General features: G+C 66.8%; 21 protein-coding genes. 18 read left to right on the forward strand and 3 right to left on the reverse strand.

Annotation, left to right across the window (positions count from 1 at the left end; genetic code table 11):
* Window positions 1-70: 70 nt before the first annotated feature.
* Together GV068_RS12365 and GV068_RS12370 are read left to right on the forward strand one after the other, a co-directional pair.
* On the forward strand, window positions 71-1,264 hold the full coding sequence (locus GV068_RS12365) for a PLP-dependent aminotransferase family protein (protein WP_159697881.1): 1,194 nt from the start codon (window positions 71-73) through the stop codon (window positions 1,262-1,264).
* A 160-nt stretch (window positions 1,265-1,424) separates the two neighbouring features.
* On the forward strand, window positions 1,425-2,780 hold the full coding sequence (locus GV068_RS12370; protein WP_159697884.1) for a diguanylate cyclase: 1,356 nt from the start codon (window positions 1,425-1,427) through the stop codon (window positions 2,778-2,780).
* Window positions 2,781-2,786: 6 nt separating this feature from the next.
* On the opposite strand, the gene GV068_RS12375 is transcribed toward GV068_RS12370, so the two are convergent.
* The 3 genes from GV068_RS12375 to GV068_RS12385 are packed head-to-tail and all read right to left on the reverse strand — an operon-like array spanning window position 2,787 to window position 7,496.
* Window positions 2,787-4,349, reverse strand: a complete 1,563-nt coding sequence (locus tag GV068_RS12375) for an FGGY-family carbohydrate kinase (RefSeq protein WP_159697887.1) — start codon at window positions 4,347-4,349, stop codon at window positions 2,787-2,789.
* Complete coding sequence (locus GV068_RS12380; RefSeq protein ID WP_159697890.1) at window positions 4,342-5,904, reverse strand: glycerol-3-phosphate dehydrogenase/oxidase; 1,563 nt, start codon at window positions 5,902-5,904, stop codon at window positions 4,342-4,344. The genes GV068_RS12375 and GV068_RS12380 overlap by 8 nt, the downstream gene beginning before the upstream one ends.
* Entirely contained in the window at window positions 5,901-7,496 is a 1,596-nt protein-coding gene (locus GV068_RS12385) for an FAD-binding oxidoreductase (RefSeq protein WP_159697893.1), read from the reverse strand. The genes GV068_RS12380 and GV068_RS12385 overlap by 4 nt, the downstream gene beginning before the upstream one ends.
* An 85-nt stretch (window positions 7,497-7,581) precedes the next feature.
* Between GV068_RS12385 and GV068_RS12390 the strand changes: the two genes are divergently transcribed.
* From GV068_RS12390 to prmB, 16 genes are all read left to right on the forward strand, one after another.
* A complete protein-coding gene (locus GV068_RS12390; RefSeq protein ID WP_159697896.1) occupies window positions 7,582-8,628 on the forward strand; it encodes an AraC family transcriptional regulator in 1,047 nt (348 codons plus the stop codon).
* 19 nt (window positions 8,629-8,647) lie between these two features.
* Window positions 8,648-8,845 carry a hypothetical protein gene (locus GV068_RS12395; RefSeq protein WP_159697899.1) on the forward strand — a complete coding sequence of 66 codons (198 nt, stop codon included), beginning with the start codon at window positions 8,648-8,650 and terminating at the stop codon, window positions 8,843-8,845.
* A gap of 96 nt (window positions 8,846-8,941) precedes the next feature.
* Complete coding sequence (gene dapC / locus GV068_RS12400) at window positions 8,942-10,153, forward strand: succinyldiaminopimelate transaminase (RefSeq protein ID WP_159697902.1); 1,212 nt, start codon at window positions 8,942-8,944, stop codon at window positions 10,151-10,153.
* 40 nt (window positions 10,154-10,193) lie between these two features.
* A complete protein-coding gene (gene dapD, locus GV068_RS12405; RefSeq protein WP_159697905.1) occupies window positions 10,194-11,021 on the forward strand; it encodes a 2,3,4,5-tetrahydropyridine-2,6-dicarboxylate N-succinyltransferase in 828 nt (275 codons plus the stop codon).
* A gap of 235 nt (window positions 11,022-11,256) precedes the next feature.
* Window positions 11,257-11,649 (forward strand): photoactive yellow protein, encoded by a 393-nt coding sequence (gene pyp / locus GV068_RS12410; RefSeq protein WP_159697908.1) that lies wholly within the window; start codon window positions 11,257-11,259, stop codon window positions 11,647-11,649.
* Between the two features lie 4 nt (window positions 11,650-11,653).
* On the forward strand, window positions 11,654-12,895 hold the full coding sequence (locus GV068_RS12415; protein ID WP_159697911.1) for an AMP-binding protein: 1,242 nt from the start codon (window positions 11,654-11,656) through the stop codon (window positions 12,893-12,895).
* Window positions 12,892-13,812, forward strand: coding sequence for a MerR family transcriptional regulator (locus GV068_RS12420; RefSeq protein ID WP_159697914.1), 921 nt, complete (start codon window positions 12,892-12,894; stop codon window positions 13,810-13,812). The genes GV068_RS12415 and GV068_RS12420 overlap by 4 nt, the downstream gene beginning before the upstream one ends.
* 48 nt (window positions 13,813-13,860) lie before the next feature.
* Window positions 13,861-15,006 carry a PilT/PilU family type 4a pilus ATPase gene (locus tag GV068_RS12425; protein ID WP_159697917.1) on the forward strand — a complete coding sequence of 382 codons (1,146 nt, stop codon included), beginning with the start codon at window positions 13,861-13,863 and terminating at the stop codon, window positions 15,004-15,006.
* A 22-nt stretch (window positions 15,007-15,028) separates the two neighbouring features.
* Entirely contained in the window at window positions 15,029-15,913 is an 885-nt protein-coding gene (locus GV068_RS12430) for a LysR family transcriptional regulator (RefSeq protein WP_159697920.1), read from the forward strand.
* A 135-nt stretch (window positions 15,914-16,048) separates the two neighbouring features.
* Window positions 16,049-17,119 carry a porin gene (locus GV068_RS12435; protein WP_229464141.1) on the forward strand — a complete coding sequence of 357 codons (1,071 nt, stop codon included), beginning with the start codon at window positions 16,049-16,051 and terminating at the stop codon, window positions 17,117-17,119.
* A gap of 46 nt (window positions 17,120-17,165) precedes the next feature.
* Entirely contained in the window at window positions 17,166-18,509 is a 1,344-nt protein-coding gene (locus GV068_RS12440; RefSeq protein WP_159704972.1) for an MFS transporter, read from the forward strand.
* A 31-nt stretch (window positions 18,510-18,540) separates the two neighbouring features.
* A complete protein-coding gene (gudD, locus tag GV068_RS12445; RefSeq protein ID WP_159697923.1) occupies window positions 18,541-19,881 on the forward strand; it encodes a glucarate dehydratase in 1,341 nt (446 codons plus the stop codon).
* A 128-nt stretch (window positions 19,882-20,009) separates the two neighbouring features.
* Entirely contained in the window at window positions 20,010-20,936 is a 927-nt protein-coding gene (locus tag GV068_RS12450; protein ID WP_159704975.1) for a tripartite tricarboxylate transporter substrate binding protein, read from the forward strand.
* Window positions 20,937-21,096: 160 nt separating this feature from the next.
* The gene (locus GV068_RS12455; protein ID WP_159697926.1) at window positions 21,097-21,456 is read left to right on the forward strand and encodes an ArsC family reductase; all 360 of its coding nucleotides are present in this window, start codon (window positions 21,097-21,099) and stop codon (window positions 21,454-21,456) included.
* Window positions 21,453-22,589 carry a succinyl-diaminopimelate desuccinylase gene (dapE, locus tag GV068_RS12460; RefSeq protein WP_159697929.1) on the forward strand — a complete coding sequence of 379 codons (1,137 nt, stop codon included), beginning with the start codon at window positions 21,453-21,455 and terminating at the stop codon, window positions 22,587-22,589. Before GV068_RS12455 ends, dapE begins: the two co-directional genes overlap by 4 nt.
* A 22-nt stretch (window positions 22,590-22,611) precedes the next feature.
* Window positions 22,612-23,499, forward strand: a complete 888-nt coding sequence (gene prmB / locus GV068_RS12465) for a 50S ribosomal protein L3 N(5)-glutamine methyltransferase (RefSeq protein WP_159697932.1) — start codon at window positions 22,612-22,614, stop codon at window positions 23,497-23,499.
* The last annotated feature ends 123 nt before the right edge of the window (window positions 23,500-23,622 follow it).

Raw genomic sequence — 23,622 nt, forward strand, 5'->3', positions numbered from 1 at the left:
CTACCCGGCGTGCTTTATAATGGCCCGGCACCACCCGTGCGGTCCCTTCCTGTGAGTGTGTACGAACATCATGAAAATCGAGAATCCAAACCCCATCCAGTGGCAGTTTTCGGAGCGCGCGCAGCAGCTGCAAAGCTCGTTCATTCGCGAAATCCTGAAGATCACCCAGCGTCCGGAGATCATCTCCTTCGCCGGCGGCCTGCCTTCGCCAGCCACCTTCCCGGTCGAGGTCATGAAAGCGGCCTACGACAAGGTGCTCTCCGAAACCGGTAAAGTCGCGCTGCAGTACGGCCCGACCGACGGCTACGGCCCGCTGCGGGAATGGATCGCGAACTCGCTCTCGACGGAAGGCAGCCGCATCCTGCCGGAACAGATCCTCATGACTTCGGGCTCGCAGCAGGCGCTCGACCTGCTGGGCAAGGTCCTGATCGACGAAGGCAGCCGCGTGCTGGTCGAAACCCCGAGCTACCTCGGCGCCCTGCAGGCCTTCTCGGTCTACCGCCCCGAATTCAAGTCCGTCGATACCGACGAACACGGCCTGGTGCCGTCCTCGATCGACGCCATCGCCCAGGGCGCGCGCCTGCTGTACGCGCTGCCGAACTTCCAGAACCCGACTGGCCGTTCGCTGTCGGTGGAGCGCCGCCAGGAGTTGGTGGAAACCTGCGCCCGCCTCGGCCTGCCGCTGATCGAGGACGATCCCTACGGCACCCTGTCGTACAAGGGCGAGCCGATGCCGAAGATGGTGGCGATGAACCCGGACGGCGTTATCTACATGGGTTCCTTCTCGAAGGTGCTGACCCCGGGCATCCGTCTCGGCTACGTCTGCGCCCCGCTGCCGCTGGTGCGCCGCCTCGAGCTGGCCAAGCAAGCCGCCGACCTGCACACCGCCCAGCTGACCCAGATGGTGGTGCACGAAGTGGTCAAGGACGGCTTCCTCGACCAGCACATCCCGACCATCCGCAAGCTCTACGGCGACCAGTGCCAGGTGATGCTCGACGCGATGGCCGAGCACTTCCCGGCAGGCGTTACCTGGACCAAACCGGAAGGCGGCATGTTCATCTGGGTCACCCTGCCGAAGAGCATCGACGCCATGAAACTGCTGGACCAGTCGCTGGCCGCACGCGTGGCCTTCGTGCCGGGCGCGCCGTTCTACGCCAACGAACTGGCCACCAACACCCTGCGCCTGTCCTTCGTGACCGTGCCGCCGGAACGCATCCGCGAAGGCATTGCCATCCTGGGCAAGCTGATCAAGGACATGCTGTAAGCCGTCCCTGCTTCCTCTTGAAAACGCCGGCTCGTCCGGCGTTTTTGTTTTTGTTGAAGCATTGTCACGAATGGTGGATATTCGGCAACACAATGTCCCCAACTCTCCCAAATGGGGTATCATCGTCGCAGCCTTACTTCTCGGCAACAAAAGCGACAGAATGAATTCCCCCTCTTCCGCAGTCTATTCGCCTGGCCGCCAGGCGACGATCCTCATCGTCGACGATGCACCGGACAGCCTTGAATTGCTCGACGAAATGCTGCGCTGCGAGGGTTACCAGACCTTCGTCGCCAATTCCGGCCCGCGCGCCATCGACCTGGCCCAGCGGGTGCAGCCGGACCTGATCCTGCTCGACGTCATGATGCCGGGCATGGACGGCTTCGAGACCTGCCGCCGCCTCAAGGGGCATCCGGAGACCACCGGAATCCCGGTCATTTTCGTCAGCGCCTGCACGGGCACCGACGACGTGGTGCTCGGCTTCGACCACGGCGCGGTCGACTACATCTCCAAGCCGGTGCGCCTGCCGGAAGTGCGGGCGCGCGTGCGCACCCAGTTGCAGATGCAGTCCAGCAGCGAGCACCAGAAACGCCAGGCGCGGCGCCTGCGCATGATCGTCGAAGGCATGGACGAGGGCCTGATGCTGGTCGGCGCGGACGGCCGCATCCAGTACGCCAACCCGGCCAGCGAGCGCTGCCTGGGCTATAGCGAATCCGAACTGGCCGGACGCCCGCTGGCGGCGCTGCTGGCCGAGCCGGCGGCGAACGACTACGCGGCCTATTTCGACCGCCGCGACGATGCGGTGCTGGTACGTTGCCAGGGCACGCGCGAAGTACTGCTGCAGCAGGCTGACGGCAGCCTGCGTCCGATGGACCTGAACCTGTCGCCGATGGCCCCGGGCGAGCAGCTTTACGTCGCCCTGCTGCACGACATCAGCCACCACAAGCAGTCCGAGAATGCGCTGCAGCGGGCCGCGCTGGCCGATCCGCTGACCGGCATCGCCAACCGCCGCCTGTTCGACACCTGCCTCGAACGCGAATGGCAGCGCGCGATCCGCACCGCCCGTCCGCTGTCGCTGCTGGTGCTCGACGTCGACCACTTCAAGCTGTACAACGACCTGCTCGGCCACGCCGCCGGCGACCAGTGCCTGCAGGCGGTGGCCGGCACGCTGCAGGCGCATGCGCTGCGCGCCACCGACCTGGCGGCGCGCTACGGCGGCGAGGAATTCGTGCTGCTGCTGCCGGACACGCCGCAGGCCGGCGCCGCCAAGCTGGCCGAATCGATCCGCGCCGACGTCGAACGCCTGCGCGTGCCGAACCCGCGCTCGACCACCTCCGACTTCGTCACCGTCAGCGTGGGCGCGGCGACCTTCGTGCCGACCCAGTTCGACGACATCCGCTCGCTGTTCCTGGCCGCCGACCGCGCCATGTACGACGCCAAGGCGGCCGGACGCAACCAGGTGCTGGCGGTGGAAGGCGGCTATGCCTGGGACGCGATGCACCGCGCGCTGGCACGCTGAGGCCATTTATACCTTCTGCGGATACCCGGTGATACGCGCGATGTCGCGGTACATCGGCTGCAGCTGGCGGTACATCTTGAGGTAGACCTCGCGGTACAGGCGCTCGTACACGGCCTGGTTCGCCGCGATCGGTTCGAACACCCTGCCCACCCGCGTCATGGTCCGGATCGCCGCATCGAAGTCCGGGTGCAGGCCCAGCCCGACGGCGGCATCGATCGCCGCGCCCAGGCCCGAGGTTTCGTACACGTGCGGGCGCGAGGTCGGCAGGCCGAAGATGTCGGCGGTGAGCTGCATCGCCGCGTCGCTCTGCGAGCCGCCGCCCGAGACCCGCAGTTCCGTGATGCGCGCGCCGCCGCGCCGCTCGATCCTTTCTTTCCCCTCGCGCAGGGCATACGCCAGGCCTTCCAGGATGGCGCGGTAGACGTGGGCGCGGGTGTGGACGTCGCCGAAGCCGATGATGGCGCCCTTGGCCTCGCGCCCCGGCACCCGGATGCCTGGCGTCCAGTAGGGCTGCAGCATCAGGCCCATCGAGCCAGGCGGCACGGCGTTCGCCAGCTCGTCGAACAAGCGCTCGGGCGCCACGTCTTCCAGCAGGGCGCGCGACTGTTCGTGGTGGCCGAACTGCTCCTTGAACCAGTTGACCATCCAGTAGCCGCGGAATACCTGCACCTCGTTGCTGTAGGCGCCCGGAATAGCCGCCGGATAGGGCGGGACGAAGGGCGTCACCTCGAGGTAGCGCGTGCTGGTGGTGTTGATGGTGGCCGTGGTGCCGTAGCTCAGGCAGCCGACGTGCGGCGCGCTGCAGCCGGCGCCGATCACCTCGCAGGCCTTGTCGGCGGCCGCGGCCAGCAGCGGCAGGCCCTGCGGAATGCCGGTATCAAGCGCCGCCTGTTCGCTGATCGCGCCCAGCTGCGTGCCCGGCTCCTGCAGCTCGGGCAGCATGTGCGGCTCCACCGCCAGCGCCTGCCACTTCCAGTCGCGCGTGCCCGCCCAGCGGCGGCGCCGGTAGTCGAAGGGCAGGTAGGCCACCTGCGAGCCGGAGGAATCGGCGAAGCGCCCGCACAGGCGCCAGTTCAGGTAGCCGGACAGCAGCAGGAACTTGTGGGTGGCCTGCCAGACCTCAGGCTGGTGCGCGCGGATCCAGTTGATCTCGGCTTCGCCGCGGAAGTAGTCGATGGTGCCGTCGACCCGCGCCAGCTTGAAGGCCGTGCGCCACAAGGGGCCGATCGGCGGCACCACCTCGGTGCGGCGCTGGTCGAGCCAGGTGATGGCCGGGCGCAGCGCCCTGCCCTCGCGATCGACATTGATGACGGTGCCGCGCTGGGTGGTCACTGCCACGCCGGCAGTGCGCGAACGGTCCACGCCGGGCTGCGTCCAGAGCAGCCGGCAGGCGCGGCACAGCGCCTGCCAGAAGCCCTCCGGGTCGTGCTCGGCCCACCCGGGGTGAAGACTGGTGTAGTCCAGCAGCGGCACCTGCGACTTGGCGACGATGTCGCCCTTCAGGTCGAACAGCAGGGCGCGCACGCTCTGGGTGCCGTTGTCGATGGCGAGGATCAGAGGCTCATTCATGGGTGGACTCGTGCTTGTCAAGGGCCGGCAGGCCGTAATGCGCCTGCCACAGCGCCAGGTAGGCGGCCTGCTCGGCGTCCCAGTGCGCGTCGCTCCAGCCGAGCTCCGGCTGGCAGATGGCGCGGATGCGCGGCAACAGCGCGCGGCCGCCCTCGCGCAGCTGGAGTCCCAGCCGCGTGCGGCGCAGCAGCAGGTCTTCCAGCCGGTGGACGCTTTCGCTGCGCGCGGCCCAGCGCAGCTCGGCCCAGGGCGTCAGCGTGCCGGGGATGAGGTCCAGCTCACCGTCGCGCGCGCAATCGACGACGGCCTGTGCATGGCGACCGTGGCGCCCGCCGAGGCGCCACAGGACGGCAGGCGGCAGGCCGCGCGGGCCCTGCGGGAGGGCGCGCAGCGCAAACACCGGCCGTGGCGCCAGGTCGGCGCGCCAGTCGGGCATCTGCCTGGCGACGTGGCGCAGGGCGTCGAGGGCGATGGCGCGGAAGGTGGTCAGCTTGCCGCCGGTGACGGCGACCAGGCCCGGCTCGTCCCACACCAGGTGCTCGCGCGTCTCCTTCGACGGCGCGCCACGGGTGCCGCTGTCGAGCACCGGGCGCACGCCGGCATAGGTTGCGAGCACGTCGCCATCCTCCAGGCCCAGCTGCGGGAATTGCGCCCGCAGCGCCGCCATCAGGTAATCGAATTCGACGCGTGTCACTTTCGCTTCCTGCGCCAGGCCATCCGCGTGGTCGACGTCGGTGGTGCCGACCAGGGTCACACCCTCCCAGGGAAAGGCGAATACCGGCCGGCCGTCGACGGGATGCATCAGGCTGACCGCCTGCGCCAGCGGCAGCCGCCACGCCGGCAGCACCAGGTGGCTGCCGCGCAGCGGACGCAGGCGCGGCGCGCCGCCCTGCCCGGCGATGCCGCAGGCCCAGGCGCCGGTGGCGTTCACCACGACCCGCGCCGCCACCTCTTCCACGGCGCCGGTGCGGGCGTCGCGCAGCAAGGCGCCGGTGACGCGCTCGCCCTCGCGCAGCAAGGACTCGACCGCCACATAGTTGCGCGCCTCGGCGCCATGGCCGCGCGCCTCGTCGAGCACGCGCAGCACCAGGCGTGCGTCGTCGGTCTTGGCATCCGTATAGCGCACGCCGCCCGCCAGGCCTTCGCGCCGGATGTTCGGCGCCAGCATGTGGAAGGCGTCGGCCTCAAACCAATGTGGTTCGCGCCGCCCGGCCATCAAGTCATATACAGCAAGACCGGCCAGGAAGCTGCGCCGCTTGCGCGCGCTGCCGCCGTAGTCGGCAAAGGCGAAGCCTTGCGGCTCGACCAGGCCGGGCGCGTCGCGCAGCAGCGCCTCGCGCTCGCGCACCGATTCGCGCGTCAGGCGCAGGCGTCCCTCGGCCAGGTAGCGCAGGCCGCCATGCACCAGCTTGGACGAACGGCTCGAGGTGCCCCAGGCGAAGTCGCGCTGCTCGACCAGCAAGGCCTTGAGGCCGCGCCGCGCCGCTTCCAGCAGGATGCCGGCGCCGGTGATGCCGCCGCCGATCACCAGCAGGTCCAGTTCCTGGTGCTTCATGGCGCGAGCAGTTTGCCGGGGTTCATGCGGCCGTCCGGGTCGAAGTGGCGGAACAGCGCCGCCATCGCGCCCAGTCCCAGCTCGCCCTTCTCCGCCGCCAGCCAGGGCGCGTGGTCAAGGCCGACGCCATGCTGGTGACTGATGGTGCCGCCCGCCGCCACGATCGCTTCGGACACCCGGTCCTTCAAGTGGCGCCAGCGCGCCAGGTCGGCCTCGAATTCGCCGGCAAGGCGGAACACGAAGGTCGAATACACGCTGGCGCCCTGCGGATACAGGTGCGACAAATGGGTGTAGGCATGCACCCGCTCGCCCCAGGCCTGCAGCGCGCCGGCGGCGGCGCGCTCGATGCCCTCCATCGCCTGCGTCACGCGCGGCCAGTCGACCGCCGTTTCCACGGTGTCGATCGCATAGCCGTGCGCCCAGGCCGCATTGCGCAGATAGACGCTGCGGAAGCGGTTGCGGCGCCAGCGTTCGCCCAGGCCGCGCCCGGCATGGACGCCGCCATACCGGCGCACCAGCCGGAGTGCAGCGCGCAGCGCCGGCACGGCCTGCGCTTTCGCCCCGCTGACGCCGATCATCAGCATGCACTTGCCGTCCCGGCAGCCGCGCAAGGATAGCCAGCCCTCCAACAGGCGCACCAGCCTGGCGTGGCCGGCCAGCGTCAGCATGGTGGTGGTCTCGACCGCGTTCGACAGGCGCAGCATCGACAGCGGCAGCCTGGCCTGCGCCAGTTCGCGCACCGCCTGGATAGCCTGTTCCCAACCCGGGAAGAACACCGCGTGGAAGGCTTCGTGCTGCGGCAGGCGGCTGATGCGCACCGTGGCGTGGGTCAGGATGCCCAGCCGCCCTTCGGAGCCCAGCACCATTTCGCGCAGGTCGACACCGGCGGCGGACGCTGGAAAGGTCGGGATGTCGAGCGTGCCCTGCGGCGTCTCGACCCTGCCGCCGGCGAACAGCTGTTCGATGCGCCCGTAGCGCAGCGACTGCTGGCCGGACGAGCGCGTGACCACCCAGCCGCCCAGCGTCGAATACTCGAAGGACTGCGGAAAGTGGCCGAGCGTGTAGCCATGCGCGCGCAACTGCGCTTCCAGGTCGGGCCCCGCCACGCCGGCGCAGAAGGTGGCCAGCTGGGCCTCGCGGTCGAGCGAAACCAATGCCCGCATGCGGACCATGTCGATGGTGAGGACCGGGCGGGAAGCGTCATGCACACCCAGGTGGCCGGCGACGCTGGTGCCGCCGCCGTAGGGAATCACGTCGGCGCCGTGCGCCGCGGCATAGGCGAGCAGCTCACGCACCTGCTCCGAGCATTCCGGGTACGCTACGGCGTCGGGCGCGGCGCCGATGCGGCCGTGGCGCAGCCTCAGCCAGTCCGGCAGGCTCTGGCCCAGCGCGTGGCGCAGCCTGGCCTCGGGGCTGGCGTCGACCAGCGGGTGCGGCGGCAGGCGACCCGGCGCAAGCTGCGCGCACGCGGCCTCGAAGCTGGCGTCGCTGGGCAGCACGCCCTGTCCCAGCTGCTGCCCGAGGAAGGCGCGCGCCTCCGGCCCCAACTCCATGTTGATCGAATCGTCCCCCCAGCCATTCCACCGCCGCATCTTCTTTTTCCTCTTGGTTTGCTTATATACTGGCTTGTCTATTCAAGCAGAGTAAGCAGCTTCTTCCAACCCGTCTTGCGCTTTCATGACAGAGCCTTGCTCCATTGCGTCATCCAGTCCGGATGGCGGCCGCGTGACCGGCGCCTACCTGCAGCCGGTGCTCGAGACGGCCGCCGCGCGCGGCGTCGATGGCGCCCGGCTGGCGCAGGCCGCCGGCCTATCTGCCGGCATCCTGCGGGCCGACTCGCTGGCCGCGCGCCACTACATCGCGCTGCTGGAAGCCGGCGCGCGCCTCAGTGGCGACCCGCACTTCGGCCTGCACGTGGGCGAACGGGTGCGCCCCGGCACCTATTCGGTCTACGGCCTGGTCTTGATGTCCTGCCGCGACTTTGGCCAGGCCCTGGAACAGACGCTGCGCTACGAACAGCTTGCCCATGATCTGGGCCGCTCGCATCTGGCGCTGGAGGGAGCGGATGCGCTGTACGGCTGGACCAGCCATTACCCCGCCGCCTCGCGCCACCTGGTAGAGAGCGTCTTCGCCGGCATCCGCGTGTTCGGCAGCTGGTTGGCGGGACGGCCGCTCGGCCCGCGCCAGCTCTGCTTCTCGCACGCCAATGACGCCCCACTGAGCGAATACGAGCGCGTGCTCGGCATCGTCCCGCAATTCGGCGCGAACGCCCACATCGCGCGCTTCGACGCCGCGCTCCTGGGAATGCCGGTGCCGAACGCCGACCCGAGTCTGTATCCGGTGCTGCGCCAGCATGCCGAGCGCCTGCTGAGCGAACGCAGCGCCGCCGGCGACGGCATCCTGGCGCAGGTGCGCGCCATGCTCATCCAGAAGCTCCCGCATGGCGGAGCGCGGCTGCCGCTCATCGCAGAGCATCTCGGCATGTCACCGCGCACCCTGCAGCGTAAGCTCGCCGATGCCGGCACCAGCTTCCAGGACCTGCTCGACGGCGCCCGCTATGAGCTGGCGCGCGGATATCTGGTCCAGCGCGACCTGAGCCTGGTCGATATCGCCTTCCTGCTGGGTTACCAGGAACAGAGCGCCTTCACGCACGCCTTCCGCGAGTGGGCGGGCATCAATCCCGGTGCATGGCGCGAAGCCGCTGCTGTAGAATCGGGATCCTGAATCAAGAAAGTGACACGACATGGCAAAGAAAGAAGAGCTCGACGAGGAAACCCTGGCGTTCATCCAGTGGTGCATCGAGGTAGAAGGTTTCCTGGTTGCAGGTGGCGCCACCGTGAAGCAGGCGCAGGACCACATCGAAGAGCAGGTCGAATGGTTCACCGACCAGTTCTACGACGGCCTCACGCCCGAGGAAGCCGCGAAGGAAGCCCTGGCCTGAGCAGGCGCCCGACCCGGGCTGGGCAGCCGTCCATCGCTCTTGCCTGCAAGGGCTATAATTGTCGGAATCTCGAAAGCGACAATACCGGCTACCGACGTGAACCCACATCTCGACCAGCTCCACCCCTACCCCTTCGAACAACTGCGCCAGCTGTTCAGCGGCGTCACCCCGAACCCGGCCCATAGCCCGATCAGCCTGGGCATCGGCGAACCGAAGCACCCCACGCCCTCCTTCATCGAAAAAGCGCTGATGCATGCGATGACCGGGCTGGCGGTCTACCCGAGCACCCATGGCGGCGAGCCGCTGCGCACGGCGATCGCCGGCTGGCTCGAGCGCCGCTACGGCATCCCGGCAGTCGACCCGGCCACCATGGTGCTGCCGGTGAACGGTTCGCGCGAGGCCCTGTTCGCCTTTGCCCAGTGCGTGGTCGACGCGCGCAGCGGCGATGCGCTGGTGATGAGCCCCAACCCCTTCTACCAGATCTACGAAGGCGCGGCCTACCTCAGCGGCGCGACGCCCTATTACGTCAACTCCGAACCGGGCCGCAACTTCGCGCCCGACTTCGGTAGCGTGCCGGATGAAGTGTGGGCGCGCGTGCAGCTGCTGTTCGTCTGCTCGCCAGGCAACCCGACCGGCGCCGTGCTCACCCAGGAAGACTGGCGGCAGCTGTTCGAACTGTCGGACCGCCACGGCTTCGTGATCGCCTCCGATGAGTGCTATTCCGAGATCTATTTCGGCGCCACGCCGCCGCTGGGTGCGCTCGAAGCGGCGCACCAGCTGGGCCGGAGCAGCGGCGAGCGTCCCTACGCCAAGCTGGTCGTGTTCTCCAGCCTGTCGAAGCGTTCCAACGTGCCGGGCATGCGCTCGGGCTTCGTGGCGGGCGATCCGCAGCTGCTGAAGAAATTCCTGCTCTACCGTACCTACTGCGGCGGCGCGATGTCGCCGCCGATCCAGGCAGCATCCGTGGCGGCCTGGAACGACGAACACCACGTTCAGGACAACCGCGCGCTCTACCGCGAGAAATTCCAGCTGATCACCCCGCTCTTGAGGCAGGTGATGGATGTCGAGCTGCCCGACGCCGGCTTCTACCTGTGGGCCGACGTGCGCCGCACCGGCCTGGCCGACACCGAGTTCGCACGCCGCCTCTACGCCGAATATAATGTGACGGTTTTGCCGGGAAGTTATCTTGCACGCGAAGCGCACGGCATCAATCCGGGCCGCGACCGCATCCGCATGGCGCTGGTTGCCAGCGTCGACGAAGGACTCGAAGCGGCCAACCGTATCGTCGAGTTCTGCAAATCGCTGTGACCGGCAGCACCACCGAATCAACTCAACCATAGAAGCAATCATGACCCAACAACTCCAGAACATCATCGACACCGCGTGGGAACAGCGCGCGGAGATCAGCCCGTCCAGCGCCAGCCCTGAGGTGCGCGACGCGGTCGCCCACGTGCTCGCAGGCCTGGATGCCGGCACCCTGCGCGTGGCGCAGAAAGACAGCGGCAGCTGGGTCGTGAACCAGTGGATCAAGAAGGCCGTCCTGCTGTCCTTCCGCCTCGAGAACAACGTCCCGGTCGCGGGCGGCGGCGGGATGCAGTTCTACGACAAGGTCCCGACCAAGTTCGCCGACTACACCCCGGAAGACTTCGCCAAGGGCGGCTTCCGCGTGGTGCCGCCGGCAGTCGCGCGCCGCGGCAGCTTCATCGGCAAGAACGTGGTCCTGATGCCGTCCTACGTCAACATCGGCGCCTATGTCGATGAAGGCGCGATGGTCGACACCTGGGCCACCGTCGGCTCCTGCGCCCAGATCGGCAAGAACGTGCACCTGTCGGGCGGCGTCGGCATCGGCGGCGTGCTGGAACCGATGCAGGCCAACCCGACCATCATCGAAGACAACTGCTTCATCGGCGCCCGCTCGGAGATCGTCGAAGGCGTGATCGTCGAAGAGAACTCGGTGATCTCGATGGGCGTGTACATCGGCCAGTCGACCAAGATCTACAACCGCGAAACCGGCGAGGTCAGCTACGGCCGCATTCCTTCCGGCTCGGTGGTGGTCTCGGGCAGCCTGCCGTCCGCCGACGGCAAGTACAGCCTGTACTGCGCCGTCATCGTCAAGCGCGTCGATGCGCAGACGCGTTCGAAGACCGGCATCAACGAGCTGCTGCGCGGCCACTGATCCCAGGCGCCTGCGCGCCACCCGGCCGGGCCCCCACGGTGGCCCGGCCCACCTTCCTGCCGTTCCACTTCCGGTTCCGCTTTCCCCAGGTTCCTCTGTTCGCCCCCACGGCGCGGTATTGACCCGCTCATCGCTTCGTCCTGGACAAAACATTGCCAATTCCCGCCGTTTATTTCCACAAGGTAATGTATAGTCCGTTTTGTCCTAGACAAAATGACTAACTCAAAGGAAGAACATGACCATTGGAAGCCTGAACGTGATTGCCTTCGGCAAGGATGACATCGAGAACAAACTCACCACGATGTCGGCGAAACAGATCGATGAACTGGCCTTCGGCGCCATCCAGCTCGACGAGCAGGGAAAGATCCTGCGCTATAACGAAGCGGAAGCCCAGATCACGGGGCGCCAGGCCAGCGCCGTTATCGGCAGCAATTTCTTCCGCGACGTCGCGCCCTGCACCAACACGCCGCGCTTCAAGGGCATCTTCGACGCCGGCGTGCGCACCAACACGCTCAACACCATGTTCGAGTACGTGTTCGACTACAAAATGAACCCGACCAAGGTCAAGATCCACATGAAGAAGGCGATCAGCGACGGTACCTACTGGATCTTCGTCAAGCGCCTGTAAGCCCATGCACATTACGCCCCCGCGCCTGAACCCATGGTGGACCGCACGCGCCGCACTGCTGCGCTTTGTCGCCGACCTGGTTGCCGGCGAGCTGGCGGCATTGCGCCACGCTCCCCTGGTCCAGCCGGGGACCTGGATGGAGACGATGTCGCTCGAGGAAGAACTCGGGCTCGACTCGCTCGAATTCCTGCACATCGCCGGCGCCCTGAGCGGAGCGCTGCAAATGCAGCACAGCGGCATCGAGGACTACCTGCTGGCCCGGCGCACGCTGGGAGACTGGGTCGACATCGCGGCTGCGGCCCTGCAGCACCGCGACAGCGAACTGCGCTTCAGTACCTCGGGCAGCACCGGCCAGCCGAAACACTGCCTGCATGCCCTCGACCGTCTCGAACAGGAGGCGGCGACGCTTGCCGCCCTGTTCCCCGGACGGCGCCGGCTGCTGGTGGCGGTTCCCAGCCACCACATCTACGGCTTCCTGTTTTCCCAGCTGCTGCCGCGCCACCTGGGCCTGGCGCCGGACCAGGTATGCGGCATCCGCGCCCGCCTGCCTTCGCAGCTCGCCCAGCTGGCCCAGCCGGGTGACCTGGTGGTCGGCTACCCGCAGTTCTGGCAGGCCGCTGTCCAGGCAGCGCCAGGCTTCGCAGAGGACGTCATGGGCGTCACCTCGACCGCCCCCTGCCCCGATCCGGTGGCCGCGGCAAGCGCCGACGCCGGGCTGGCGGCGCTGATCCAGGTCTACGGTTCTTCCGAGACCGGTGGACTGGGCTGGCGCACTTCGCACCTCGACCCTTATCGCCTGCTGCCCTACCTCGCGCGTACCGGCGCGGACAGCGGCGAATCCTCGCTCGTGCAGCGTAGCCTGCCCGACGGGCGCACCGAACGCCTGCGCGCCCAGGACCATCTGGAATGGCAGGACGAGCGCAGCTTCGTGGTCGGTGCGCGCCACGACGGCGCCGTGCAGGTCGGTGGCGTGAACGTCTTCCCCGCGCGGGTGCGCGACGTCCTGCTGGCGCATCCCGACGTCGCGGACGCCGCGGTACGCCTGATGCGTCCGGACGAAGGCAATCGTTTGAAAGCCTTCGTCGTCCCGCATCCCGCAAGCGTCGCCGACGCTGCATTCCTTGCGCGCTTGCGCGCCTGGATCGACGCCCGCCTGGCGGCGCCGGAGCGTCCGAAGGCGCTGAGCACCGGCGCCGCACTGCCAAGCACCGCCATGGGCAAAGCCGCCGACTGGACGATCGAATGAAGCACGAAGCAGACCGCCTTGCCAACCTGTCCATCGCCGCGGTCGAACGCGAAACCCGTCTGTCGAAAGACACCCTGCGTGCGTGGGAAAAGCGCTACGGCTTTCCCACGCCGGAGCGGGACGCCAACGGCGAGCGCTGCTACCCGGTCGAGCAGGTCGAGCGCCTGCACCTGATGCGGCGCCTGCTGGACCAGGGACTACGGCCGGGCCGGCTGGCGCGCCTGTCGCTGGCCGAACTGACCAGGCTCGCGCAACGCCCCGCCACGCACGCGGCGCTGCACGCCGGGCTTGAAGAGGAAACGCTCGCCGCCTTGCTGGACACGCTCAAGCGCGACCCGGCGGGCTTGCAGGGCGCCATGCAGCACCAGCTGGCGAGGGCCGGCCTGGAGCGCTTCGTGACGCAGCTCGTGGCCCCACTGACGGCGCGCGTCGGCGCCGGCTGGGAAGACGGCACGCTCGACATCTTCGACGAACACTTCTATACCGAAACCACGCTGCGCATCCTGCGCCAGGCGATCGGCGCCCTGCCCCCTGGCGCGCAGGCGCGCGTCCTGCTCACCACCTTGCCCGGCGAATCCCATGGACTCGGCCTCGTCATGGCGGAAGCACTGCTGGCGCTGGACGGCGCCACCTGCATCGCGCTGGGTACGCAGACGCCGCCATCGAGCATCGTGCGCGCGGCACGCATCCACGCGGCGGACGTGGTGGCGCTATCGTTTTCGGCGGCCTACCCGCGCCGCCAGATCGGCCCCGCCCTGCAGCAGCTGCGCCAGCTCCTGCCGCCCGCAGTCGCCCTCTGGGCCGGCGGAGCCAGCGCGGCGGACGTCGCCGCCATCGAGGGCGTCGTCCTGCTGCCGACGCTGGACGACGGCCGGCGCGCACTGGCGGCCGGGCGTTTCCCCAAGCTTCCTTCGTGAGTTAGAATCATTGCACGACGAATTTACGCGAAGCAAAGGATCTGAACCATGATGATGGAACGGCTGTTCCAATTAATGAAGGAAAAGAACGCCTCCGACATGTTCTTCGCGGCGAACTCGCCTGTTCACATCAAGATCAACGGCAACCTCATCCCGATCAACCAGAACAAGCTCGAGCCGGAGAACATTCGCGTGCTGCTGTCCGAGATCGCGTCGCCCGAGCAGATGCTCGAGCTGGAACGGGACAACGAGCTCAACATGGGCGTGTCGGTGCCGAACCTGGGACGCTTCCGCCTGTCGGCCTTCCGCCAGCGCGGCTCGATCTCGGCCGTGTTCCGCTTCGTGCCGGCGAACATCCCGCCGATCGGCGAACTGGGCCTGCCGCCCGTGCTGTCCGAACTGATCATGGAAAAGCGCGGCCTGCTGCTGATCGTGGGCGCGACCGGCTCCGGCAAGTCGACCACCATCGCCTCGATGCTGGACCATCGCAACGACCAGCGCAGCGGCCATATCCTGACGCTGGAAGACCCGATCGAATACCTCTTCAAGAACAAGAAGTCGATCGTCAACCAGCGCGAGATCGGCAGCGACGCCACCAACTTCGCCACGGCGCTGCGCAACTCGATGCGCCAGGCGCCGGACTGCATCCTGATCGGCGAGATCCGCGACAAGGAAACCATGGCGGCCGCGCTCGCGTATGCGCAATCGGGCCACCTGGTGCTGGCCACCCTGCACGCCAACAACAGCTACAACGCGCTGAACCGCATCATCAGCTTCTACCCGATCGAAAACCGCGCCGCCCTGCTGCAGGATCTCTCGTCGGCGGTGAAGGCGATCGTCTCGCAGCGCCTGATCAAATCCAGCGCCGGCGGCCAGCGCCAGGCCGCGGTCGAGGTGATGCTGAACACCCGCTACATCGCCGACCTGATCGAAAAGGGCGAGATCGGCCAGATCAAGGACGCGATGGACAAGAGCCTGTCGCCGGGTTCGCAGTCCTTCGAGACCGCGCTGCTCAAGCTGGTCAAGGACGGCCTGGTGACGCAGGAAGAAGCCCTGGCCAACGCCGACTCGGCCACCAACCTGCTCTGGCTGCTCAACAACGGGCCGGACAGCCAGGTGCAGCAGCCGGAAGAGCAGGACAAGCCCAAGGACCAGCCGGGCACTTCCTTTACCGAATTCACCCTGAATTCCTGACGCTGGGCGAACAGGCGCGGCGATGTTCGAACTGAGCCAGTTGCGCTGCTTCGTGGCGGTCGCCGAGGAACTGCACTTCGGCCGCGCCGCCGAGCGCCTGAACATGACCCAGCCGCCGCTGAGCCGCCAGATCCGGCTGCTCGAACACCACGTCGGCGTCCGGCTGCTCGAACGGAACAGCCGCAGCGTCCACCTCACCGCTGCCGGCAAAGCCTTCTTCCCCGAAGCCGCCCGCATCCTGCGCATCGCCGAAGAAGCGACCTTCAGCGCACGCCGCGCCGCCAAGGGCGAACAGGGCAACCTGGCGATTGGCTTTACCTCGGCCTCGGGCTACAGCCTGCTGCCCGAAGTGGTGCGCCGCCTGCGCGAACACGCGCCCGGAGTGTCGCTGACGCTCAAGGAGCTGGTCAGCACGGCCCAGGTGGAAGCCCTCAACGCCGGTGAGCTCGACCTCGGCCTGCTGCGTCCCCACCCCATGAACGGCGAGCTGGAAAGCCGGCTGATCGCGCGCGAATCGCTGATGCTGGCGATTCCCGAGAGCGAAGCCGACCAGTGGCCGCTGGTACCGAACCTCGGCAGCCTGCACGGCCGCCCCTTCGTCATGTACTCGCCCTACGAGGCCCGCCCCTTCTACCTGATGCTGACCGAGCGCTTTGCCCGCGCCGGCGTGGTGCCGGACGTGGTCGAGCACATCGGCCAGGTGCATACCATGCTGGCCCTGGTCAGGGCCGGCGTCGGCGCCGCAATGATCGCCGAAGGAGCCTCGCGCCTGAAGTTCGACGGCATTGTGATGCGCAGGGTCGATACCGAGCCGGTGGACATGGTGTGCGCCTACCGCCGCGACAACGAGAACCCAGTCCTGTCCCTGTTCCGGGAGCGGATCCTGCCCGGTTTCGACCGCTCCTGAGCCGCCACCGATCAATTCAATCTGTGAATTGATCACAATACTCTTTGATTTGGTCATGAATCGATCAAGGCATATGATCGTTTCAAACAAGACCACGCTGCGCGACAGCGGGATGACAAGATCAATGGAGACAGCATGAACAAGACGGCACGCATGGTGCTGGTCCTGGCGGGCAGCGCAGGACTGGTTCCGACCCTGGCACAGGCCCAGACCAACATCACGATCTACGGCATCGTCGATGCCGCCATCGTCGGCGAACGCGGCGGCGCGGAAGGCTCCCTCACCAAGATGACCGGCGGCGCCGGCGCCACCTCCCGCATCGGCTTCAAGGGCAGCGAAGACCTCGGCGGCGGCCTGTCGGCCTTCTTCACCCTCGAAACCGGCATCCGGCTCGATACCGGCGCAACCGATGTCGCCGGCAGCATCTTCAACCGCCAGGCCCTGGTCGGCCTGAAGGGCGGTTTCGGCGCGGTCGCGCTGGGGCGCCAGTACACGCCCTACCACAACATGCTGGTGCAGGTCGTCGATCCTTTTAACACCGGCTACGCGGGTACGGCCAAGAACCTGTTCCCCCACTCCGGCAGCAACATCCGCACCAGCAATACGATCACCTGGGCCTCGCCGAACATGCATGGTGTCGACATGGAGCTGGCCTACAGCGCCGGTGAACAAAGCGATTCGGCCGCCCGGCGCCAGTTCGGCGGCGCCATCGGCTACGCCAGCGGACCCTTGACCCTGCGCGTGGCCTACAACAGCAAGAACGGCGACGCCGCGACACGCTTCGCCCGCAGCCGCAACACCCTGCTGGGCGCACAGTACAAGCTCGGCAAGCTGACCCTGCACGCCGGCTTTGGCATCGATCGCGGCCCGGAAGCGTCCCCGCTGGCCAACCCGAACAATCCCTACGGCGGCGTGCCCGCGACCCCCTCGACCGACGGGCGCGAGCTGCTGCTCGGCCTGAGCGCAGCGCTGGGCCAGGGCAAGCTGATGGCGTCCGTCATGCACAAGGACGATCGCAGCGCCTTCAACCAGGACGCAAGCGGCTGGGGCATCGGCTACCTGTACTCGCTGTCGAAGCGTACCGGCGTGTATGCGGCGTATGCGCACGTCAGCAACCGCAACGGCGCCGGCTACACCGTGAACAATAATACCGAGGCCGGCAGTGGCAACACTGGATATAACCTCGGACTGCGCCACAGCTTCTGAACCATATCAGCGACAACAGGAGACAAGCTTGGAACGAGCCCAAACCATGATCACGGCTGCCGCAGCCGACAACAAGACACGCACACGCTGGCTCATCCTCGCCATGCTGTTCGCGGTCACCACGGTCAACTACGCCGACCGCGCCACGATCTCGATCGCCGGACCCGAAATCAAGAAGGAACTGGGCCTGAGCGCAGTCCAGATGGGCTACGTATTCTCGGCCTTCGCCTGGTCCTATGTCGTCGCCCAGCTGCCCGGCGGCTGGCTGCTGGACCGCTTCGGATCGAAGATCACCTACTTCTTCAGCATCTTCCTGTGGTCGCTGTTCACCTTTTTCACGGGTGCGGTCGGCTTCTTTGCCGGCGGCACCGCGGTGATCCTGCTGTTCGCACTACGCCTGCTGGTCGGGGCGGCGGAAGCGCCCTCCTTCCCCGGCAATAGCCGCATCGCCTCGAGCTGGTTCCCGACCCACGAACGGGGCCGCGCGGCCGCGATCTTCAACTCGGCCCAGTACTTCGCCACCGTGCTGTTCGCCCCCCTCATGGGCTGGCTGGTGCACGCCCACGGCTGGCACAGCGTGTTCTATGTGATGGGCGCGCTCGGCGTGCTGGTGTCCTTCGTGTGGCTCAAGACCATCTACGGGCCGAAGCAGCACCCGGGCATCAACCCCGCCGAGCTGCAGTACATCCAGCAAGGCGGCGCCCTGGTCGACCTGGAGAGCGACAAGCGCGTGGCCCAGCCCAGCCAGGTGAATTCGCTTTCCTGTATCAAGGAGCTGCTGTCGAACCGCATGCTGTTCGGGATTTACCTGGGCCAGTACTGCATCACCACGCTGACCTACTTCTTCCTCACCTGGTTTCCGGTCTACCTGGTGCAGGAGCGCGGCATGACCATCCTGAAGGCCGGCTTCGTGGCTTCGCTCCCCGCCATCGCCGGCTTCCTCGGCGGGATTACCGGCGGCTGGATGTCGGACCGCCTGAGCAAGGCCGGGTACTCGCTGTCGGTATCGCGCAAGGCGCCGATCGTGCTGGGCATGCTGCTGTCGATGAGCATGATCGCCTGTAACTACATCGAGACCGACATGCTGGTGGTCGCCATCATGTCGCTGGCCTTCTTCGGCAAGGGCATCGGCGCGCTCGGCTGGGCGGTGGTGTCGGACACGTCGCCGAAAGAGGCCGGTGGCCTGAGCGGCGCCCTGTTCAACACCTTCGGCAACACCGCCGGCATCACCACCCCGATCGTGATCGGCTATATCGTCCAGAACACCGGCTCCTTCTCGGGCGCCCTGGTGTTCGTCGGCGCCAATGCCGCCGTGGCGATCGCCTGCTACCTGTTCATCGTCGGCGACATCCAGCGCGTCAAGCTGGTCAAGTCGCTCTGCGCCAAATAAGCTTTCATCTCCACCTACTAGAAGACAGACCATGAAGACCAACGTATCCGGAGCTCCCGTCATCACCGACCTGCGTGTCGTGCCCGTCGCCGGCCAGGACAGCATGCTGCTCAACCTGAGCGGCGCCCACGGTCCCTGGTTCACCCGCAACATCGTCATCCTCACCGACAGCGCGGGTAATACCGGCCTCGGTGAAGTGCCCGGCGGCGAGAAGATCCGCCAAACCATCGAGGACGCACGCCCGCTCGTCGTCGGCAAGACTTTGGGCGAGTACAACAATGTGCTCAATGCGATGCGCAAGGCCTTCGCCGACCGCGATCTAGGGGGCCGCGGCCAGCAGACTTTTGACTTGCGCACCACCATCCACGCGGTCACGGCGGTCGAATCCGCCCTGCTCGACCTGCTGGGCCAGTTCATGAACGTGCCCGTTGCCGCCCTGCTGGGCGAAGGCCAGCAGCGCGACGCGGTCGAGATGCTGGGCTACCTGTTCTACGTGGGCGACCGCAAGAAGACCGACCTCGCCTACCGTTCGGAGCCGGATGCGGGCGATGCCTGGTTCCGCCTGCGCAATGAGGAAGCCCTCACGCCGGAAGCCGTGGTGCGCCTGGCCGAAGCGGCGCGCGAGCGCTATGGCTTCAACGACTTCAAGCTCAAGGGCGGCGTGCTGAGCGCCGACGAAGAGATGGAAGCCATCGTCGCCCTGCACGAACGCTTCCCCGAAGCGCGCTGCACGCTCGACCCGAACGGCGGCTGGCTGCTCAAGGATGCGATCCGCGTCTGCCGCGACAAGCACGGTATCCTGGCCTATGCCGAAGACCCTTGCGGCCCGGAGGATGGCTTCTCGGGCCGCGAAGTGATGGCCGAGTTCCGCCGCGCCACCGGCCTGCCGACGGCCACCAACATGATCGCCACCGATTTCCGCCAGATGGCGCACTCGATCCAGCTGCAGTCGGTCGACATCCCGCTGGCCGACCCGCATTTCTGGACCATGCAGGGCTCGGTGCGCGTGGCCCAGCTGTGCCAGATGTTCGGCCTGACCTGGGGCTCGCACTCGAACAACCACTTCGACATTTCGCTGGCCATGTTCACCCACGTCGGCGCCGCCGCCCCGGGCAAGGTGACCGCGATCGATACCCACTGGATCTGGCAGGACGGCCAGCGCATCACCAGGGAACCGCTCAAGATCGAGGGCGGCATGGTGCACGTGCCCGAGAAACCGGGCCTGGGCATCGAGATCGATCTCGACCAGTTGGAGAAAGCCCACCAGGCCTACAAGAACATGGGCCTGGGCGCGCGCGACGACGCGGTGGCGATGCAATACCTGGTGCCGGGCTGGAAGTTCGACAGCAAGCGTCCCTGCCTGGTGCGCTGAGCCGGAAGTACCGGCCAGGGCCCGGCAAAGCCCTGGCGACATGCAATGCGATTCACTTGACGATCGATACTAAAACACAGGAGACCAAGTTGAAAGCTACTAAATTATTGTTGGGTATGTCCCTTGGCATGTCGGTGCTGCTCAGCGCACACGCCGCCTATCCGGAAAAGGCGGTCACCGTCGTCGTGCCCTTCCCGCCGGGCGGCTCGACCGATGCGATCGCACGTGCGCTCGGCCCCAAGATCACCGCGCGCCTGGGCCAGCCCTGGATCATCGACAACCGTCCCGGCGCCACCGGCGCGATCGGGGCCTCGATGGTCAAACGCGCGGCCCCCGATGGCTATACCGTGATGGCGGCCTCGATCGCGGTCTACGCCATGAACCAATGGCTCATCAAGAAGATCAGCTACGACCCGGCCAAGGATTTCGACCTCCTGACCGTCGCGGTGCGCGCACCGAACGTGCTGGTCGCTAACCCGAATGTGCCGGTCAATACGGTGCCTGAACTGATCGCGTACCTGAAGAAACAACCGGGCAAACTCACGTTCGCATCGTCAGGCAACGGCAGCTCGGACCATCTGACGGCCGAGCTGTTCTGGCAGAAGAGCGGCACCAGCGGCCTGCACGTGCCCTACAAGGGCGGCGCGCCGGCCATGACGGATCTGCTGGGCGGACAGACCGACGTTTCCTTCGTCAACATCAACACCGCGCTGCCTTACATCAAAGCCGGCAAGCTGAAGGTGCTGGCCGTGACCGGCGAGCGGCGCGCGGCGGTCCTGCCCGCGGTACCGACCCTCACCGAGGCGGGCGTCCCGGGTGTCGACATCTATTCGTGGCAGGCGTTTGCCGCACCGAAGGGCTTGCCGAAGGAGGTGAAGGCGAAGCTCCACGGCGCCATTGTCGCCGCACTAAACGATCCGCAAATCAAGACCGGGCTGACGGCCCAGGGCTTCGAGGTCGTGGGCAATACGCCGGAGCAGTTCCAACAGTTCCAGCTTGCCGAACAGGCCCGCTGGAAAAATGTCATCGAAGTCGGCAAGATCACCGCAGACTGAACATTCCCCACGCTCTCTTCTGCTCACCGAGCGGGCCGCCCACGCGGCCCGCTTTTTCTCTTCTAGGTACAATCTTGGCTAGCCAGGCTTGTGCTATCCTCGCGCGTTTCTTTAAATCAATAGTCGTCCACTCCGGCGTGGACGCAATGACTTACGTTCCATGACTACGACCCTCTACGGCATCCCCAACTGCGACACCGTCAAGAAAGCCCGCACCTGGCTGGCCGACAACGGTCACGACTTCACGTTCCACGATGTTAAGAAGCAGGGCCTGACCCGGGAAATGGTCGCCGACTGGCTCGAACAGCTCGACTGGGAGACCCTGGTCAATCGCAAAGGCACAACCTGGCGCAATCTGAGCGACGAGCGCAAGGCGCAGGTAGTCGACAAGACTAGCGCACTGGAGCTGATGCTGGAAAACCCGTCCGTCATCAAGCGCCCGGTGCTGCAAGGCGTGGGCCCGGTCTCGGTCGGCTTCTCGCCGGACGCCTTTGCCGCGAAATTCAAGGACGCTGCATGAAACCCTCGCGCACCCTCTTGCTGACCGAAGAGCTGATCGCCCTCGATTCCGTCACCCCGCACGACAAGGGCTGCCAGCAGCGCCTGATCGAGCTGCTCGCGCCGCTCGGCTTTTCCTGCGAGACCATCGAATCGAAGGGCGTCACCAACCTGTGGGCGCGCAAGGGGACCACCTCTCCGGTGTTCGTGTTCGCCGGCCACACCGACGTGGTGCCCTCCGGCCCCGAGCAGCAGTGGCAATCCGCGCCCTTCACCCCGACCCGGCGCGACGGCAAGCTGTATGGCCGCGGCGCCTCCGACATGAAGACCTCGATCGCGGCCATGGTGGTCGCCTGCGAGGAGTTCATCGCGGCGCATCCCGAGCACAAAGGCTCGATCGCTTTCCTCATCACCAGCGACGAGGAAGGCCCGGCGGTGGACGGCACGGTCGTCGTGTGCGAACGCCTGGAGGAGCGCGGCGAGACCCTCGACTACTGCGTCGTCGGCGAGCCGACTTCCAGCCACGTGCTGGGCGACATGATCAAAAACGGCCGCCGCGGCTCGCTCTCGGGCCACCTGGTAATCAAGGGCATCCAGGGCCACATCGCCTACCCGCACCTGGCGCGCAACCCGATCCACCAGGCCGCGCCGGCGCTGGCCGAGCTGGCGGCAGAAGTCTGGGACGAAGGCAACGAATACTACGCACCGACCAGCTGGCAGGTTTCGAACATCCAGGCCGGCACCGGCGCCAACAACGTGATCCCGGGCAGCATGAGCCTGGACTTCAACTTCCGCTTCTCGACCGCCAGCACGGCCGACGGCCTGGAAGCACGCGTGCACGCCATCCTCGACCGCCATGGGCTCGACTACGATCTGCAATGGACCTTGTCCGGCCAGCCCTTCCTGACGCCGAAAGGCACGCTCTCGGACGCGCTGTGCAGCGCGATCTTCGATGAACTGGGCGTGCAGACCGAGCTGTCGACCACGGGCGGCACCTCGGACGGCCGCTTCATCGCCCGCATCTGCCCGCAGGTGATAGAATTCGGGCCTCCGAACGCCAGCATCCACAAAATCGACGAACACATCGAGCTGCGCTACATCGATCCCCTCAAGAACATCTACCGCCGCACGCTGGAACAGCTGCTGGCGGCGTAACAAGACATACCGGGAGAAGGCCATGACCAACACCACTTTCAGCACGCCGCGCGACCTGCTGCGCTATGCGATCACCCGCTTCAACTCTGCCCGCCTGTTCTTCGGCCACGGAAGCGCCGAGGCCTTCGACGAAGCGGCCTACCTGATCCTGCACACCCTCAAGCTGCCGCTGGACCGGCTCGAGCCCTTCCTCGACGCGCGCCTGCTGCCCGACGAAGTGATCCAGGTGATGGAAGTGATCGAGCGCCGCGTCAGCGAGCGCGTGCCGGCGGCCTACATCACGAAAGAAGCCTGGCTGGGCGACTACCGCTTCTACGTCGACGAGCGCGTGCTGGTGCCGCGTTCCTTCATCGCCGAACTGGTGCCGCAGACCTTCTCGCCGTGGGTGCAGGATCCGGAGGGCGTGGAAAACGTGCTGGAACTGTGCACGGGCAGCGGCTGCCTGGCGATCATGATGGCCGACGCCTTCCCGAACGCCGTGATCGATGCGGTCGACATCTCGAAGGATGCGCTGGCCGTGGCCGAGCACAACATCCGCGAGTACAAGCTGGAAGGCCGCGTCAACCCGATCGAGTCCGACCTCTACACCAACGTGCCGTTCAAGAAATATGACCTGATCGTCACCAACCCGCCCTACGTGAACAGCACCTCGATGGGCAAGCTGCCGCCGGAATACCTGCGCGAGCCGCAGATCGCGCTGGCCGGCGGCGAGGACGGCATGGACCTGGTGCGCAAGATCGTGGCCGGCGCCGCCGAACGATTGAGCCCGGAAGGCATCCTGGTGGTCGAGATCGGCAACGAGCGCGATTTCGCCGAAGCGGCCTTCGGCCACCTCGGCCTGACCTGGCTCAGCACCAGCGCCGGCGACGACGCCGTGTTCCTGCTCACCGCGGAACAACTGCAAGCGTAGGGTGGGCGGCTTGCCGCCCACGCGGTGATACGGAACGACTCCGTTATCGCGCCGAATGATCTCGCTGCTAACTACCACCGCGTGGGCGGGAAACCCGCCCACCCTACCTAACACCAGAACCTG

The organism is Massilia sp. 9I (assembly GCF_902506415.1).
In the GTDB taxonomy this organism is placed as follows: domain Bacteria; phylum Pseudomonadota; class Gammaproteobacteria; order Burkholderiales; family Burkholderiaceae_D; genus Telluria.

Coding starts and splice junctions, on each gene's coding strand:
- GV068_RS12420 (WP_159697914.1), top strand. CDS start 12,892: ATGAAGCACGAAGCAGACCGCCTTGCCAACCTGTCCATCGCCGCGGTC.
- GV068_RS12385 (WP_159697893.1), bottom strand. CDS start 7,496: ATGCGGCGGTGGAATGGCTGGGGGGACGATTCGATCAACATGGAGTTG.
- GV068_RS12370 (WP_159697884.1), top strand. CDS start 1,425: ATGAATTCCCCCTCTTCCGCAGTCTATTCGCCTGGCCGCCAGGCGACG.
- GV068_RS12395 (WP_159697899.1), top strand. CDS start 8,648: ATGGCAAAGAAAGAAGAGCTCGACGAGGAAACCCTGGCGTTCATCCAG.
- pyp (WP_159697908.1), top strand. CDS start 11,257: ATGACCATTGGAAGCCTGAACGTGATTGCCTTCGGCAAGGATGACATC.
- GV068_RS12455 (WP_159697926.1), top strand. CDS start 21,097: ATGACTACGACCCTCTACGGCATCCCCAACTGCGACACCGTCAAGAAA.
- GV068_RS12415 (WP_159697911.1), top strand. CDS start 11,654: ATGCACATTACGCCCCCGCGCCTGAACCCATGGTGGACCGCACGCGCC.
- GV068_RS12425 (WP_159697917.1), top strand. CDS start 13,861: ATGATGATGGAACGGCTGTTCCAATTAATGAAGGAAAAGAACGCCTCC.
- GV068_RS12450 (WP_159704975.1), top strand. CDS start 20,010: ATGTCGGTGCTGCTCAGCGCACACGCCGCCTATCCGGAAAAGGCGGTC.
- GV068_RS12365 (WP_159697881.1), top strand. CDS start 71: ATGAAAATCGAGAATCCAAACCCCATCCAGTGGCAGTTTTCGGAGCGC.
- GV068_RS12435 (WP_229464141.1), top strand. CDS start 16,049: ATGAACAAGACGGCACGCATGGTGCTGGTCCTGGCGGGCAGCGCAGGA.
- dapE (WP_159697929.1), top strand. CDS start 21,453: ATGAAACCCTCGCGCACCCTCTTGCTGACCGAAGAGCTGATCGCCCTC.
- GV068_RS12390 (WP_159697896.1), top strand. CDS start 7,582: ATGACAGAGCCTTGCTCCATTGCGTCATCCAGTCCGGATGGCGGCCGC.
- GV068_RS12430 (WP_159697920.1), top strand. CDS start 15,029: ATGTTCGAACTGAGCCAGTTGCGCTGCTTCGTGGCGGTCGCCGAGGAA.
- prmB (WP_159697932.1), top strand. CDS start 22,612: ATGACCAACACCACTTTCAGCACGCCGCGCGACCTGCTGCGCTATGCG.
- dapD (WP_159697905.1), top strand. CDS start 10,194: ATGACCCAACAACTCCAGAACATCATCGACACCGCGTGGGAACAGCGC.
- GV068_RS12375 (WP_159697887.1), bottom strand. CDS start 4,349: ATGAATGAGCCTCTGATCCTCGCCATCGACAACGGCACCCAGAGCGTG.
- GV068_RS12380 (WP_159697890.1), bottom strand. CDS start 5,904: ATGAAGCACCAGGAACTGGACCTGCTGGTGATCGGCGGCGGCATCACC.
- GV068_RS12440 (WP_159704972.1), top strand. CDS start 17,166: ATGATCACGGCTGCCGCAGCCGACAACAAGACACGCACACGCTGGCTC.
- gudD (WP_159697923.1), top strand. CDS start 18,541: ATGAAGACCAACGTATCCGGAGCTCCCGTCATCACCGACCTGCGTGTC.